This window comes from Bacillus taeanensis, assembly GCF_003318295.1.
Taxonomy (GTDB): domain Bacteria; phylum Bacillota; class Bacilli; order Bacillales; family UBA6769; genus Maribacillus; species Maribacillus taeanensis.
The window spans coordinates 51,996-67,080 of the sequence record NZ_QOCW01000006.1; the positions used below are offsets into that span (position 1 = coordinate 51,996).

Below are 15,085 nucleotides of genomic sequence, written 5' to 3' on the forward strand. Positions count from 1 at the left end.
AATCTAAAAATCTTATCGCTGTAAAAAGTATTTCTTTGCATTATCAAAGCCGATATTTGTAATCATTCGTTCAAGAATTGCTTCATCATTCGGCACTTTTCCTTCTTCGACCCACTCGCCGATAATCTGGCATACAATTCTGCGGAAATACTCATGACGAACATAAGAAAGCAGGCTTCGTGAATCCGTTGTCATGCCGATAAAATGACTAAGAACACCTAAGTTTGCTAAGTCTGTCATTTGGCGCAGCATACCATCGTATTGATCGTTAAACCACCAGCCGGAACCGAACTGAACTTTACCCGGTACTCCTTCTTCAAAGAAGTTTCCGATCATTGTTCCTAACACATAATTGTCACGCGGATTTAAATTATAAAGAATCGTTTTTGGCAACGAATCAGCTGTGTCCAAAGTATCTAAGAAGCGGGACAATCCTTGTGCTAACAAATTATCACCAATCGAATCAAATCCACCGTCAGCGCCGATTAATTTTTTCATACGTGTATTATTATTTCTTATCGCGCCCATATGCAGCTGCATCACCCAGTTCTTTTGCGCATACATTTTTCCAAGTTCAACAAGAAGATAAGAACGATAACCAATCACTTCATCACTTGTTAGCTCTTCATTATTTAAACGCTTGGCAAATATCTTTTCGACTTCCTCTTTTGAAATCTCTTTATAAACCATGTTCGGAATATCATGATCAGATGCACAGCAGCCATGCTCCGTAAAGTAGTCCACTCTTTTCTGTAATCCTTCCACTAAGTCATCAAAAGAAGTAATCTTTGCATTGGAAGCTTCTTCTAATTTTCCAAGCCAATTTTGAAAGTTCGGCTTTTCAATAAATAGAGCTCCATCCGGACGGAATGTCGGGGCAACTTCGACCGAAAACGTTTCATCTTCTTTTAGTAATTGATGATATTCAAGGCTGTCAGTCGGATCGTCTGTTGTTCCTACAAATTGAACATGTGATCGTTCAATAAAACGGCGCGGCTTGAAATCAGCTGTTTGCAGCTTTTCATTACATTCTTCCCAAATTTCACGTGCAGTTTCCGGTGATAACAGCTTATTAATCCCAAAGTAAGTTCTTAATTCCATATGCGTCCAATGATATAGCGGGTTTCCAAACAAATGTGGAACTGTTTCCGCCCATGCCTCAAATTTCTCCCAATCACTTGCATCTCCTGTAATACAAGCTTCTTTTACGCCGTGAATACGCATAGCACGCCATTTATAATGATCTCCGGCAAGCCAAAGCTGCGTAATATTTTCAAATGAGTTGTTTTCATAAATTTCTTTCGGACTTAAATGACAGTGATAGTCAAAGATCGGTAATTCCTTCATTATATTGTGGTAAAGTTTTTCCGCTGTCGCATTCGTTAATAAAAAATCCTGATTTAAAAATGCTTTCATATTTTCCCCTCCAACTATTAGTATTATTGACGTTTTTTTTCAAAAAATAGCTATCTTTTATTTTTCTTTACTCGCTTTTTAAAAAGAAGGATCATTTTTTATCTTTTTTGAAACCCTTTTCACAAAAATACGATAACCTATGCTATAATGCTTTTAATTGTTTCTTTATCTTTTTCTATTAATTAGTTTACAAAACAAATTAATTTGTTAACAGTAGAATAACATTTCTCTTATCTTTCGTCAATATGAAGTCTTTTAATTATTATCCTGCATATTATCATTGTTTTTTCCATTGTGTTTAGAGATTAAATAAAAAGTGTGTATAATGGATTTATTAAAGAAATTATAAATTTTAACAGTTTCTATGGATAAAAGCACAATCAGTTCATTCATATACAAACTTAATAGAAGGGTGATTTTTATGGCTATTGGTGATGCTGCTTACATAAAAAAAATTAATAGAAGTTTAATCTTAAGTAAAATTATTGAAGAAGAGATGATTTCAAGAGCTGACCTCTCAAAAATAACAAAATTAACAAGAGCTACGATTTCTGTTCAAGCAGCTGATTTATTAGAGGAAGAATTAATTGTTGAATCCCAGCAGGAACATCACAGTGTGGGAAGAAAACCGATTATGCTTTCCATTAATCATAAAGCTGGATATGCGTTAGGCATTGATTTAGATTATGGACAAATTACTTTCACATTATCAGACTTAATGGGTAAGCCTGTTTGTTCTGATAATATTGAAATACAAACTTCTCATTACGAGGAAATATTAACTATTTTAATAACACAAATAAAAAGATATGAAGAAAAATGTTCCCATAGTCGTTTTGGTATTGTCGGAATTGTTATTGGTATTCACGGTATAGTGACAAAAGACGAGGTTATTAATTTTGTTCCTCGCCTTAAATGGAAGAATAAAGACTTAAAAGGTGATCTTGAAAAAGAATTTAACATCAAGATTTCAATTGAAAATAACGCTAACTTATGTTCTTTTGCAGAAAAAGTATTTCACCGTCATCAAAGCGAGAATTTGATAAGCATCAGCATGTACTCAGGAATCGGGCTTGGCATGTTAATAAACGGCGAGCTTCTGAAAGGCTACCATGGATATGCGGGAGAAATGGGGCATATGATTATAGTCCCTGATGGAAAGCCATGTAACTGCGGCAATTTAGGCTGTTGGGAACTGTACGCTTCTGAAAGCAGTTTCTTTAAACAATTAGCTGAAAAGCTTCAAAAACAAAACCTAACGTATGAAGAGATTCAAAAACTGATCAATGCGAAAGACCAAGTAACCTGTGAGCTGATGGACCAATTTATTAAATATTTATCAATCGGTTTAAATAATATTATTAATTTACTAAACCCTGAAACCATTGTACTTAATAGCGAACTATTGAAGCTATATCCCGAGGCGGGGAAGAAAATTGAAGACTCCCTCACCTCTTCCATTAGCCACTATCATGAAATATTAATATCTGAATTAGGTAAAAACGCTTGTGTTATGGGAGCATGCGCACTGGCAATTAAAAACTTTTTAGAAATACCGGATGTACGTTTTAATGTAACAGAAGAGCAACTTCCTTCTCATAGTAAAACGGTTGTTTAATAAAAACACAAAGCTCCTTCGCTCATGTTTAATTGAAGCGAAGGAGCTTTTATTAGTTCATTTGAAAACAGCAGCGGAATAAAGCGAGCCCATTTTGTAGATGGAAAAATTTTTTCTTTTTTTATTTTTAAGGCCAAACTATCATCCCGAATAAAAATAATTTTCTAACAACTCATTGACAACCCTCTCTTATCTTGTTATATAATAATAGTGAACTAACTTCTCTATTTTTATAATTTATAAAAGGGGGTCTATTTATTACTAAAGATATTTCTTGCATGCCATTACTTTGAAATAAATCAATCATTCAGTTATTTGAAAGCGTTTTAACAATATAAGGGGGAATTTTTATGAAAAAACAATTATTTTTTATGCTCAACATTTTGTTAGCGTTTACTTTATTACTGTCTGCCTGCAGCAGCAGCGGGGCAAACTCCGAAAGTTCAGGAGATTCAGATACGATTACATTTAAGGCAACACACGTTACACAGGAAACTCATATTTGGCACAAAACTGCTGAAAAGTTTGGCGAAGAGCTTGAGGCATTATCAGGTGGAAAAATGAAGCTTGAAATCTACCCTGCCGCACAATTAGGACAAGAAAAAGATATGGTACAGCAGTTAGAAACAGGCTCTCTTGATTTTGGATTTTTAACAAACGCTTACATGAGTACTCGTCAAGAATCATTAAATGCCTGGTTTATGCCGTTTGCTTTTAACAATCTAGCAGAAGCTGTTGAAATGAAAGATTCTGAACCAGCAAAAGAAATGCTAGCTGAGCTTGAAAGTCAAGGATTAGTAGGGTTAGACTATGTTTTCGCCGGAAATCGTCACGTCTTAATGAAAGAAAATCATGTTTCTTCACCTGAAGATCTTAAAGGGAAAAAGGTTAGAATCATCGGAAGTCCTGCTATCCAAGACTTTTGGGCAGAAACAGGTGCCGGTCCAACAGCAATGCCGCTTTCTGAAATTTATACATCATTACAAACAGGTGTTATTGACGGCATTGATATTGATTTAGATGCTTTAGTTACAGAGAAATATTACGAGAATGCGAATAAGTTAACATTAACAAATCACATGACATTCCCTGCTGTGATCGTAATGAGTCAGCAATCGTATGCAAATCTTTCAGAGGAAAATCAACAAATTGTTAAAGAGGCGCTTAAAAAAGCAGTTGAATGGGGAAATGCAGAAGCAATTAAACGCGAAGAAGAAAACCTGCAAACATTAAAAGACGCTGGAGTTGAAGTGCAAGAACTTTCAAATCCAGATTCATTTGATGAAATTAAAGCAAAAGTTATTGATCAATATAGTCAAAAATCTCCTGCAATTCAATCATTTATAGATGACGCAAAATAGGAGGTCTCACTATGATTTTTATTCATCGCTTAAGTGATTGGGTGTATAGCATCGAAAAGGTTTTTTCAATTGTTTTAAGCTCTCTAATGCTCATTTCACTTTTTGCCGGAGTAGTGTTTAGATATGTTTTTAACTCCCCTTTAATATGGTCTGATGAAACAGCTATTTTTTCTCTCATCTGGCTAACATTTATCGGGGGAAGCATGGGAATTAAACGGCAGGAGTCGGCTGCCGTTTCCCTTTTTATGGATAAACTAAAAGGTAAAGTAAAGACCATTCTTATGGCAGTAAGTTTGTTGGCTGTTATCTTATTTGTTTCATTGATTCTCTATTTATCTATTAAATGGCTTTCCGCCCCTACTATTTTAATACAGCAATCAAACTCAATGAAAATGCCAATGATTATTGCTTATTTAAGCGTGCCTGTTAGCTTTGTATTTATACTTATTCACTCACTAAATCTGTTTATATTAAATTTTCGAAGCAGTGAAAGCGAGGTTTAATCGATGCTATTAGCATTACTCTTCTTCATTATTTTGCTTTTAATTCAGGTACCAATTTCCTTTGTCCTTGGTATTACTACCATTCTCTATATTTTCTTTACCAGTAATCTTGGTTTGTTAGACACGGCCCCCCAACGGTTATACTCAGGTCTTGAAAGTTACGGATTACTTGCCATTCCATTATTTATGATGGCCGGAGAATTAATGAATTCAGGTGGAATTACAAAAAGATTAATTAACTTCTCAAAAACAGTTGTAGGGCATTATCGCGGCGGCTTAGCTTATGTAAACGTCATTTCAAATATGCTTCTTGCTTCGATTATCGGCTCGGCTACAGCGCAAATTGCCATGATGAGCCGAACAATGGTACCATCTATGGAAAAAGAAGGTTATACGAAGGAATTCAGTTCAGCAACAACGGCCGCTGCCGGTCTTCTCGGACCAATCATTCCACCGAGCATGATGTTTATCATTTATGGAGTTACTTCAGGCACTTCGATTGGATCAATGTTTTCAGCAGGAATATTGCCAGGTATCATTCTTGGTCTAAGTTTTATTCTATTAATTGCTTATACTGGAATGAAGCAGGAGTGGAAAGGAACTGAAAAGGCTGGCTTTAATGAAATTAGCCGCTCATTTGTAAGTGTGATTCCCGCTTTATTAGTACCCGGCATTATTATTATCGGCATACTTAGCGGTGTTTTCACAGCGACAGAATCAGCAGCCATCGCCTGTACAGTCGCTTTAATTGTTGGCTTCTTTTTTTATAAAGAGCTTAAAATAAAAGATTTCCCAAAAATTATGATTAACACTGCCGTTACAACAGCTACAATTACTTTATTAATTGCCATGGCTAATTTATTTGGCTGGATTATTACGTTTGAACGAATTCCGCAGTCCATTGCAAACTGGATGGTTTCTATTACTGAAAATCCATTAATCTTCCTTTTAATTGTAAACCTGTTTCTTCTCTTAGCAGGAATGGTACTGGATGGAATTGCAGCATTAATCATCCTCGTTCCAATCTTTACACCTTTATTAGCACAATTCGGAATTGACCCTGTTCATTTTGGCGTGATTATTTGTATCAACTTAACAATTGGCCTGCTTACTCCACCGGTAGGAGCCGGATTATATATCGCTTCCTCACTCGGTCAAGTTAAACTTGAAGTGCTGACAAAAGCGATCTGGCCGTTTTTAATTGCAGCTTTCTTAGCATTAGCGCTTATTACCTACTGGCCAAGCATGGTATTGTGGCTCCCTTCGGTGATGCAGTAAGAAAAGCAGCTTAAGTATAAAAATACTATTTAAAAGACAACTTTAATACTACAGCCACTCTTCAGAACTCTAACGAAGAATGGCTGTAGTATTTATTATATTGTCACACTCTTTACTTTTAAACCGAGAATGTTTCTAGCTTCATCAGGCGTTGCAACTTCTCGACCTAATGTGTGGGATAAATCTACAATTCTCTTTACAAACTGAGCATTCGTTTTCGCTAGTTCTCCTTTATTAAAATAAACGGCATCTTCCATTCCTACACGTACATGTCCACCAAGAAGAATGGACATCGTATTGATCATTAACTGATCTTTACTTGCTCCAATCGCAGACCAGATCGCCCCTTCTGGAAGGCTATTTTTCATGAACATGAGATTTTCTGTTGATGCTGGGATTCCGCCTTGTGCCCCTAATACAAATTGGAAGAAGAATGGTGGTTTAATCAATCCTTTTTTCGCCACACGTAAGGCATTATGAATCATTCCAACATCAAACACTTCAAGTTCTGGTTTCACGTCATTCTCCAGCATTTTCTCCGCTAATTGCTCCAGCATCGCAGGAGTATGAATAAAGACATTTGGTCCGATATTGAACGATCCTGCATCATAAGAGGCAAGTTCAGGCTGCAATTCAACAACTGGGAAACGTTTTGTTACATCTTTCAGTTCTCCGCCAGCCGTTGTAAAATTGATGATAATATCGCAGTTCTTTTCTTTTAATAGTCTCACTACTTCCTGATACTTAGCTGCTTCTAACGTTGGCTTTTCATCCTCATTTCGAACATGTATGTGAGCAATCGCAGCCCCTGCTTGCCATGATTCATAAATGGAATCGGCAATTTCCTGTGGTGTTGTTGGTAAATAAGGAGTATGTTCCTTTGTTGCAAAATCTCCTGTTGGCGCTACCGTAATAATTAACTTTTCCATTGATAAACTCCCACCTTTTTATTATTTTAATTAATAGAAAACGGTTTCATTTTAAGTTTTAATATATTGTAATTTTTAAATATAAGAGATTAAGAATTTTTTGCACACTCTAATATTTATTTTATAGGTGTACTTTGCACTAAAAAAACAGATAGTTGCAATTTGACACGGAGCCACTATGGACATGCTCTATTAGCCAAGAAATCAGCAGTTATAAGGCTTGTCTATACTGGACAGACCAGCATGCCCACCACTCCATGTAAAGCTAGAGTAAAATTTTATCTTTGAAAAACACTTAAAGCTTCCTTCTCTTAATAAACTCACTTGGTAGAGTACTGCTATTCATAGGACGTTAGCTATCTATTTTTTTGCATCAAATTTTATTTTTCACATTATTTTTTGCTTTACTTCTTCCGGGATTTCAATTGCTTTGGCCCCATCTTTAAAAGCAGCCCACGCTCGCAATTCATATCCTTCAGCAATTAGCTGTTCTCCCCTTGTAATAATATGAGCAGCTCTAAACACTTTACTTTTTACTAGTTCTATCGTAGTCGTTACACAAATTTCATCTTCAAAAAATAAAGGAGACTTATACTCACAATGTGTTTCTAATAAAGGAATACCAATTTGTTCGTCCATAAACAGCTTTGAAGTAGAATAACCTGCTGATGTAAAAAATTCATGTGTCGCTTCATCCATCCACTTATAAAAATTAGGATAATAAACAATTCCTGCTGCGTCTGTATCTCCCCAGCGTACTTTTACTTTATATTCTTTCTTCACTCTTAATCGCCTGCTTTCGTTTTGTTTCGTATTATTGATTAACGGCATCTTTCTTTATATTTTTAGTGACACCTGCAGCACTTACTACTTTTTGTCTTAAAGAAAAAATGACCCCGCTAGCAAGAATAACTAACATACTGAGTGTAAACATCCCGTTTGAAATCGCTAATCCTCCAAAAATCATCGGTCCAACAAATCCTCCTAAACTCGCAAATGCATTAACCATCGCAATGCCCGCCGGTGCAGTAGATTCCGTGAAAAATAGCGTCATAAAGGAGAAAAAGGCGCCTATAAATCCATACAATCCAATAGCTGCAAAAGCAATCCACATAATCATGACTGAGGCGCTGTCAGCAACTCCGCACATGATAAAACCTAGTCCTGCAATAAGGAGACTTACCATTAAATGTTTTCTATGTTCATTTCTTTTATCCGAACTCCATGCAAACAATAACATAGAAGGAATTCCAATAATTGATGGTATAATGGCTAACCAACCAATTTCCATATTACTTGAATTAGCTGCAAATGATTTAATAATGCTTGGAAGCCAAAAACCAAGCCCGTACATTGCTGTATAATCAGCAAAGAAAACGAAAGCTAATGTCCATATTCTCCAATCTTTAACCATTTCTAATTTCGATGCTTTATTTACGGCAAGACTTTGCGCTCTTTCTTTATCCAATTCACCTTCTAGCCAATTTTTCTCTTCATCTGTTAACCATTTCGCATCTTTTGGACGATTATTTAAATAAAACAGTGTAACAACTCCTAAAACAATCGCTGGTAATCCTTCAAGAATAAACATCCATCTCCAGCCAGCCATCCCATTCCATGCGATGTTATCCATAATCCAAGTTGATAACGGTGCTCCGATAATTGTACCGATTGGTAAAGCTAAGACGAGAGATGCGGAAGCACGTCCTCTTTCTTTACTGCGAAACCAATATGTAAAATATAAAATGATTCCTGGGAAAAATCCTGCCTCAGCAACGCCAAGTAAAAAACGAGCAATATACAAATGATTTGCCGATTGGACAAATGCCGTTAAAACCGTAATAATCCCCCAAGTAATCATAATGCGGGCAATCCAAACTTTAGCGCCAACTTTATGCATCAGTATATTACTCGGTACTTCAAATAAAAAATAGCCAATAAAGAAAATACCTGATAATAACCCAAAAACTTCACTTGACAATGCCAAATCTGCATTCATTTCCAAAGCTGCAAATCCTAAATTTACCCGATCTAAATAAGCAATAACGTAACATATAAAAGTAAATGGTAAAATACGCAGCATTGTTTTTTTAATTGCTGAACTCTGAATGGACTGGTTAATTGAATTCATTTAATAAATCTCCCTTCTCGCTTTAAGTGTTACAGAGAAAATTTTAATCATACTTCCAAACATGCCTGCTAAAAAACAGTTTAAGTAAACGTTTTCAAAAAGTTTTTTCTTCATTAATACATCTAAAGTAACTATGGTAGATTAAACTTTTCCAATGTAATGTCCCGATCGTTTCCATCATACCCCTCCTCCAAATAAGACCTTAAAATCATTAAGTGAAACGCTTTCAAAAATCAGAATTTTAAAACTATATAAAAAATTATTGCATATAATTTTAATTTTTTATAATACCATTTTAAGCATCTTATGTATAACTAAATTAGAATAATGTGTTCCACTTATTACTTAAGAAAAACGTAATTCTTATATGGTATACTAAATTTCTAATCATATAAAAACATTCACCTTCAAAAACAATGGTTTAATATAACTTCAAAATTATATTAAGGAGAATTTCTTATGGTAAAAGATCTTTCTGCAGATTATTTAAAAGCAATCGTAGAACACGGAAATATTTCCAATGCTGCCAGAGGGTTGTATATTTCTCAGCCATATCTTAGTAGATTTATTCGAAACTTAGAGGAGGAATTAGGTGTTGAGTTAATTAATCGTAACGTTTCCCCTCTAACGCTAACGTATGCCGGAGAGCGCTATTTATCGTATATAAAAGAAATTGAACAAATGTATTTAAAAATGCAGCATGAAATTGAATCTATTTCCAATATGAAAAAAGGGCGCCTAAAACTAGGAATAAATCCCATCTTAGGATCTCATACACTTTATAATTTATTACCGGAATTCATTAAGAACTATCCAGGTATTGAAATAGAATTAGTTGAAGAATCTGCTCATGAAATGGAAGCTTTATTGCTAGAACGAAAAATTGATATTTGTTTAAATTTACTGCCTATTTTTAATTCAGACATCGTCTATGAAAATCTTTATGATGAAAAAATATTTCTCGTTATACCTCCTGGTCATAAATATTATAACGCCAACCAAAAAACAATTTCTCACATTCCCTTCCATCCAAATCATCTGGATGGCGAGAAATTCATCTTGCTAAAAAACGGACTTGGGTTAAGAAGACTTACTGATGAAATATTTAACAAATATAGCATTCGCCCCAATATTGTAATTGAAACTCAAAATGTTGAAAGCGCCTTCCGTTTAGCAAATAATGGTGTCGGATTAACAATTATTCCCGAGTGCATTATTACAAGAGATAATCTTCAAACAGATTCAAATTGTTATACTATTGGAAATCCAATCTTTAAAAACAACGTTGTCGTTAGTTATAAAAAAGACGAAATATTATCTGCTCCGGCTCAAGCTTTTCTTAATATGGCAAAGGAGAAATATAAACAATATTAATAATTGAAGTGAAAAAAGTTGATTGTTCTTTCTTATCGAAAGAACAATCAACTTTTTAAATATGTCCCTCAAAAACGTTTATTTATTCATAATAATGTTAAAGATTGAAACAAGCCGTACAATAACTAGCCAAGTTTCTTCATTATATATGTTTATCAGAAAAATCTCCTATTTCATCATCCGCTGTGCGTACGTCTTTCATAAACAGCGCCTTTCACAGCACCTCGATGATGTCCATGAAGGAAATTATATAGTCCAATTCCAAAAAGAACAATAAATGAGCTGTAAAAATAAAGAGATTGCAAGCTCATTTGCGTCATCACAATACCAACTAGAAAAGTTCCGATCCCGATTCCAAGATCAAAAATAGATAAAAACGTTGATATTGCTAAACCGCTTCGTTCCGGAGTTACTTTTTGAACAGCAATCGTTTGAAAGGTAGGAAATAGAGTCCCCCATCCTAATCCAATAAGTGCAGCAGCTAACAGAAAAATAACTACTGAATTTGATGAGCTGAGAAGAAACATTCCTATGGCAAATAAAAAAATTGAAGGATAAACTATAGCATTTTCACCGTATCGATCGAGCCATCTTCCTGTTAACGGTCTTGAAAGCAGCATCACAGCTGCATAAACAACAAAGAAATAACTGGATACCTGCAGTAAACCTATATCTTCTGCGTATACAGGAACAAATGATAAAATAGAAGAATAAAGAATTGCAAAAAACGAAGCCACCACCGCTATTCTTACAGCTGATTTTTCAACGATATCAAACTTTCTTCTTTCTTTATCATTTGATGTTGATAGTGAAGCACTTCCCTTTGTGTTTGAAAGTAATAATCCTATTACAAGCGCTATTAAGCTGCATAAAATAACAATTCCAAATAATAGAACTTTATTTCCTTTATGAAGAGCAGTTAATCCTAAAAAGGGACCAAGAACAACAGCAAGGTTAAATGCCAACGCATAATAACCCATTCCTTCTCCTTTTCGTGAAGGAGGAATTACATTGGCTGCAATGCCGCCTGCTGCTGTTGTCGCAATTCCAAAACCTATCCCATGCAATAAACGAACCAACATCATTCCTAAAACAGTTTCTGGAAGGAAATATAAACTAGAACAAACAAGAAAAAGAAAAAGCCCTATGAATAACACCAATCGATTTCCAAATGTAATGGTCCACTTCCCTGCTAAAGGTCGAATAATAATTGCTGCAATTAGAAAGGAAGTAATCAGCAATCCAGCTTCTGCTTCACTGCCATTTAACTCCTGAAGTGCATAGATTGGTAATGTAACGACTAAATAATAAAAAGCAATAAACAGAAAAAGGTTGCAAAAAGTGATTAAAAGAAATTCTTTTGTCCACAGTGCTTCTTTACTCATCGTTATTCTCCTGCCCGCTTGGAATTTCTGCCATCCAACTTGAGATCAGTTCGTATAATTGTTTTTGCGAACTTTCAGGAAAATTTTCAAGAAACATTTCGTTTGTTTGTGTAATAGCCTCTTCCCATTTTGGAAATTCCTGATGAGCTTTTTCTGTTAGTTCAATTTTTTTCATTCTTTTATCCTTACCTTGCACTTTCTTTACATACCCTTGTTTAACGAGACGCTGAATGTTTCTTGTCATGGGAGGTGCTTCTACAGATAAATACTCACATAACTCTGTTTGTGTTAATGTCCCTTTCGTTTTCAATACATAAATAACAGACCACTGCGCACTATATAAACCAAATGGTTTTAATGCATTGTCCGCATGCTTTTTTAAGAGACGAGAGAGCTGGTGAATCGAGTGAAACAACGTATGATTAGCAACTATGATCATCACCTTCTTTATAATAATTACCTAGGTAAATAAATGTTTACCTAGGTAATTATATCAGAAGCTAAGACAGCTCTCAAGTTTTTATAATTATAATGAATACATTCAACTTATAGAGAACACTTTAGAAAAACCCGAAAAATACTTGCTCTCCCAGCTTTTCACTTTATTTCTTTAGATTTTATTAGTTAATTTCAGCTTTTTGTCTTCCTACATATTTTGCTGATGGGCGAAAAATTGTATTATCTAATGATTGTTCAATAACATGAGCAGTCCAGCCAACCATTCGACTTACTGTAAAAGTAGGTGTAAATAAGCTAGGAGACATATCAATTGCCCTCATTACAGCTGCCGCGTAAAACTCTACATTTGTATAAAGGTTTCTTCCAGGCTTATATTCGTTAAGAAGCTGAACAGCTAACTCCTCAACATAACTTGCTAAATCAAGCCACTGATCATTTTTTCCAATACGTTTTGTAATGGCGCTTAATGCTTCTGCTCTTGGGTCGCGCGTTTTATAAACACGATGACCAAATCCCATAAGATACTCATTTCTCTCTAATTTTTTGCGAATCCATGCTTCTGCATTTTCTTTTTCTTTAATTTCATTTAACATATCAATGACTCCTGTAGGGGCACCGCCATGCAGTGGTCCCTTCATCGCGCCAATTGCTCCTGAAACGGCAGATACTATATCCGATTCTGTAGAAGAAACGACTCTTGAAGTAAATGTTGAAGCATTCATGCCGTGTTCCATCGTTAAAATCATATATACTTCAAGAGCTTTAGCATGAGCAGCAGTAGGAAGTTCGCCGGTTAACATATATAAGTAGTTTTCAACGTGATTCAAGTCCATATTTGGCTGCACCATTTCTTTACAGCTTCCTTTTCGGTAAATCATTGCTGTAATTGTAGGAATAACTGCTGTTAATTTTATTGCTTGTTCAATCGTCGGTTTCCAACTAAACTCCTTTGTACCAAGTGCCGATACAGCAGTACGAATTTGGCTCATCATTTCCATATCGTTAGGTAAGGTTTGAAGTAATCGAACAACATAAGGAGGTAAGCTGCGATTTTTCTTTAATAATTCAGAAAGCTCTTGATGCTCCTTCTCGTTTGGCAAATTCCCATGCCACAATAAATATGTGATCTCTTCAAACGAAAAGTTTAATGCTAATTCTTTTGCTTGATATCCTCTATAAATTAATTGACCGTTTTCGCCATCCACTAAGCTGATTGCTGTTTCAGCGGCAACGACATTTTTTAATCCTCTTTGTACCATTTTTTATCTCCACCTTTTTTCTACGCCTCTGCATAGGCATTTTTGATTTTTATAGTTATTTTCCTTCCATAATAACGAAAGAAAGTCCCAAGGAAAAAGTCTAACCTTGGGATAACATGACACTTTAGTTCATCATTTACCTTTCCTGATCTACTTAATTGCTTACTTTTTCAGCTACCTTATTTTTATAGCCATATAACCAGTCGATCATTTCAAAGTCCTTTGCCTTTGTTTGCTCAAGAAGACTATTTCTTAACAAAATTGAAACAGGGTCTTCCGCGTGAATAATTTCTCCCCAAATGCGGGCGCTTTTTTGCACTTTTTCTGTACGAGGCATTCTTTCTTCTTGATAAGCTTGAAATGCTTTTTCAAAATTTTCACCATGAACTTTGATCATATCGGCTAAGCAGGAAGCATCTTCTAATGCTTGACAGCCTCCTTGCGCTAAATATTGAAGCATTGGGTGTGCGGCATCTCCAAGTAGAGCGAAATTGCCTTTTGTCCAGTTTGAAATCGGCTCGCGATCATACATTGGCCAACGGATTTGGCGCTGGATAAAAGATAAAGCGTTTTCAACAAGCGGGTGACAACCTTTAAATACTTCATCCATTTCTTCCGGTGTCCCCCAATCATCTGAATCTTCTTTGTAATTATTACTTTTAAATACAACGACTTGGTTATACAATTCACCTTTACGAACAGGATATTGTACAACGTGAAGATTAGGACCGATCCACATAATCACATCATCCATACTTGCATCAGAACTAATTTCTTCAATTGGCACCGTACCGCGGTATGCTACATAATGAGAGCAGATTGCTTCATCATCGGCAAAATACTTACGCGTTTTTGACCAAAGTCCGTCTGCACCAATAACAGCTTTTCCTGTAAACTTCTCGTTTCTTTGATTGGTAACGGTTACACTTGCTTCATTTTGTTCGACAGTCTCAATGATTTGATCATTAACAAGACTAATAAGCGGATTTTTTTCAGCTGCTTCTACCAGAACGCGGTGCAAATCTGAACGGTGCAGTACAATATACGGGAAGCCATACTTCTCTTTAAACTCTTCTCCTAAATCTAACGCTGTTAATTCTTTCGCTGTATAAACATCTTTTAAAACAAGCCTTTTTGGAAAAACAGCATGTTTGGAGATTTCATCAGCAACACCAAATCTATCTAAAACAGCCATCGCATTTGGACCCATTTGAATACCTGCGCCAATTTCACCGAACTGTGGTGCTTGTTCCAAAATTTTTGTTTTATGTCCCGCTTCAGCAGCGGCAAGAGCTGCCGCTACTCCTCCAATTCCTCCACCAACGATTAAAACTTCTTTTTCCGCATTACTCATTGTACCTTCCTCCTTGAA

The 15,085-nt window shown here is 35.5% G+C and carries 13 protein-coding genes; 5 read left to right on the forward strand and 8 right to left on the reverse strand.

Annotation, left to right across the window (positions count from 1 at the left end; translation table 11 throughout):
• Positions 1–12 precede the first annotated feature (12 nt).
• On the reverse strand, positions 13–1,416 hold the full coding sequence (gene uxaC, locus DS031_RS07700; RefSeq protein WP_113805358.1) for a glucuronate isomerase: 1,404 nt from the start codon (positions 1,414–1,416) through the stop codon (positions 13–15).
• Positions 1,417–1,837: 421 nt separating this feature from the next.
• Between uxaC and DS031_RS07705 the strand changes: the two genes are divergently transcribed.
• The 4 genes from DS031_RS07705 (at position 1,838) to DS031_RS07720 (ending at position 6,176) form a co-directional block, all read left to right on the forward strand.
• The gene (locus DS031_RS07705; RefSeq protein WP_113805359.1) at positions 1,838–3,034 is read left to right on the forward strand and encodes an ROK family protein; all 1,197 of its coding nucleotides are present in this window, start codon (positions 1,838–1,840) and stop codon (positions 3,032–3,034) included.
• A 350-nt stretch (positions 3,035–3,384) separates the two neighbouring features.
• Positions 3,385–4,395 carry a TRAP transporter substrate-binding protein gene (locus DS031_RS07710; RefSeq protein ID WP_113805360.1) on the forward strand — a complete coding sequence of 337 codons (1,011 nt, stop codon included), beginning with the start codon at positions 3,385–3,387 and terminating at the stop codon, positions 4,393–4,395.
• 11 nt (positions 4,396–4,406) lie between these two features.
• Entirely contained in the window at positions 4,407–4,898 is a 492-nt protein-coding gene (locus tag DS031_RS07715) for a TRAP transporter small permease (RefSeq protein ID WP_113805361.1), read from the forward strand.
• Between the two features lie 3 nt (positions 4,899–4,901).
• The gene (locus tag DS031_RS07720) at positions 4,902–6,176 is read left to right on the forward strand and encodes a TRAP transporter large permease (protein ID WP_113805362.1); all 1,275 of its coding nucleotides are present in this window, start codon (positions 4,902–4,904) and stop codon (positions 6,174–6,176) included.
• A 95-nt stretch (positions 6,177–6,271) separates the two neighbouring features.
• On the opposite strand, the gene DS031_RS07725 is transcribed toward DS031_RS07720, so the two are convergent.
• From DS031_RS07725 to DS031_RS07735, 3 genes are all read right to left on the reverse strand, one after another.
• Positions 6,272–7,105, reverse strand: a complete 834-nt coding sequence (locus DS031_RS07725; protein WP_113805363.1) for a beta-keto acid cleavage family enzyme — start codon at positions 7,103–7,105, stop codon at positions 6,272–6,274.
• 387 nt (positions 7,106–7,492) lie between these two features.
• The gene (locus DS031_RS07730) at positions 7,493–7,888 is read right to left on the reverse strand and encodes an acyl-CoA thioesterase (RefSeq protein ID WP_425451944.1); all 396 of its coding nucleotides are present in this window, start codon (positions 7,886–7,888) and stop codon (positions 7,493–7,495) included.
• A gap of 31 nt (positions 7,889–7,919) precedes the next feature.
• Positions 7,920–9,236, reverse strand: coding sequence for an MFS transporter (locus DS031_RS07735; protein WP_113805365.1), 1,317 nt, complete (start codon positions 9,234–9,236; stop codon positions 7,920–7,922).
• 459 nt (positions 9,237–9,695) lie between these two features.
• Between DS031_RS07735 and DS031_RS07740 the strand changes: the two genes are divergently transcribed.
• A complete protein-coding gene (locus tag DS031_RS07740; RefSeq protein WP_113805366.1) occupies positions 9,696–10,610 on the forward strand; it encodes a LysR family transcriptional regulator in 915 nt (304 codons plus the stop codon).
• A 176-nt stretch (positions 10,611–10,786) separates the two neighbouring features.
• Here the strand turns inward: DS031_RS07740 and DS031_RS07745 are convergent, their stop codons facing one another.
• From DS031_RS07745 to DS031_RS07760, 4 genes are all read right to left on the reverse strand, one after another.
• Positions 10,787–11,995 (reverse strand): MFS transporter, encoded by a 1,209-nt coding sequence (locus DS031_RS07745; protein WP_113805367.1) that lies wholly within the window; start codon positions 11,993–11,995, stop codon positions 10,787–10,789.
• Positions 11,988–12,434, reverse strand: a complete 447-nt coding sequence (locus tag DS031_RS07750) for a MarR family winged helix-turn-helix transcriptional regulator (RefSeq protein ID WP_113805368.1) — start codon at positions 12,432–12,434, stop codon at positions 11,988–11,990. Before DS031_RS07750 ends, DS031_RS07745 begins: the two co-directional genes overlap by 8 nt.
• A 181-nt stretch (positions 12,435–12,615) precedes the next feature.
• Positions 12,616–13,713 carry a citrate synthase/methylcitrate synthase gene (locus tag DS031_RS07755; RefSeq protein ID WP_113805369.1) on the reverse strand — a complete coding sequence of 366 codons (1,098 nt, stop codon included), beginning with the start codon at positions 13,711–13,713 and terminating at the stop codon, positions 12,616–12,618.
• A gap of 154 nt (positions 13,714–13,867) precedes the next feature.
• Positions 13,868–15,067, reverse strand: coding sequence for an FAD-dependent monooxygenase (locus tag DS031_RS07760; protein WP_113805370.1), 1,200 nt, complete (start codon positions 15,065–15,067; stop codon positions 13,868–13,870).
• Positions 15,068–15,085 lie beyond the last annotated feature (18 nt).

Coding starts and splice junctions, on each gene's coding strand:
- uxaC (WP_113805358.1), bottom strand. CDS start 1,416: ATGAAAGCATTTTTAAATCAGGATTTTTTATTAACGAATGCGACAGCG.
- DS031_RS07705 (WP_113805359.1), top strand. CDS start 1,838: ATGGCTATTGGTGATGCTGCTTACATAAAAAAAATTAATAGAAGTTTA.
- DS031_RS07710 (WP_113805360.1), top strand. CDS start 3,385: ATGAAAAAACAATTATTTTTTATGCTCAACATTTTGTTAGCGTTTACT.
- DS031_RS07715 (WP_113805361.1), top strand. CDS start 4,407: ATGATTTTTATTCATCGCTTAAGTGATTGGGTGTATAGCATCGAAAAG.
- DS031_RS07720 (WP_113805362.1), top strand. CDS start 4,902: ATGCTATTAGCATTACTCTTCTTCATTATTTTGCTTTTAATTCAGGTA.
- DS031_RS07725 (WP_113805363.1), bottom strand. CDS start 7,105: ATGGAAAAGTTAATTATTACGGTAGCGCCAACAGGAGATTTTGCAACA.
- DS031_RS07735 (WP_113805365.1), bottom strand. CDS start 9,236: ATGAATTCAATTAACCAGTCCATTCAGAGTTCAGCAATTAAAAAAACA.
- DS031_RS07740 (WP_113805366.1), top strand. CDS start 9,696: ATGGTAAAAGATCTTTCTGCAGATTATTTAAAAGCAATCGTAGAACAC.
- DS031_RS07745 (WP_113805367.1), bottom strand. CDS start 11,995: ATGAGTAAAGAAGCACTGTGGACAAAAGAATTTCTTTTAATCACTTTT.
- DS031_RS07750 (WP_113805368.1), bottom strand. CDS start 12,434: ATGATCATAGTTGCTAATCATACGTTGTTTCACTCGATTCACCAGCTC.
- DS031_RS07755 (WP_113805369.1), bottom strand. CDS start 13,713: ATGGTACAAAGAGGATTAAAAAATGTCGTTGCCGCTGAAACAGCAATC.
- DS031_RS07760 (WP_113805370.1), bottom strand. CDS start 15,067: ATGAGTAATGCGGAAAAAGAAGTTTTAATCGTTGGTGGAGGAATTGGA.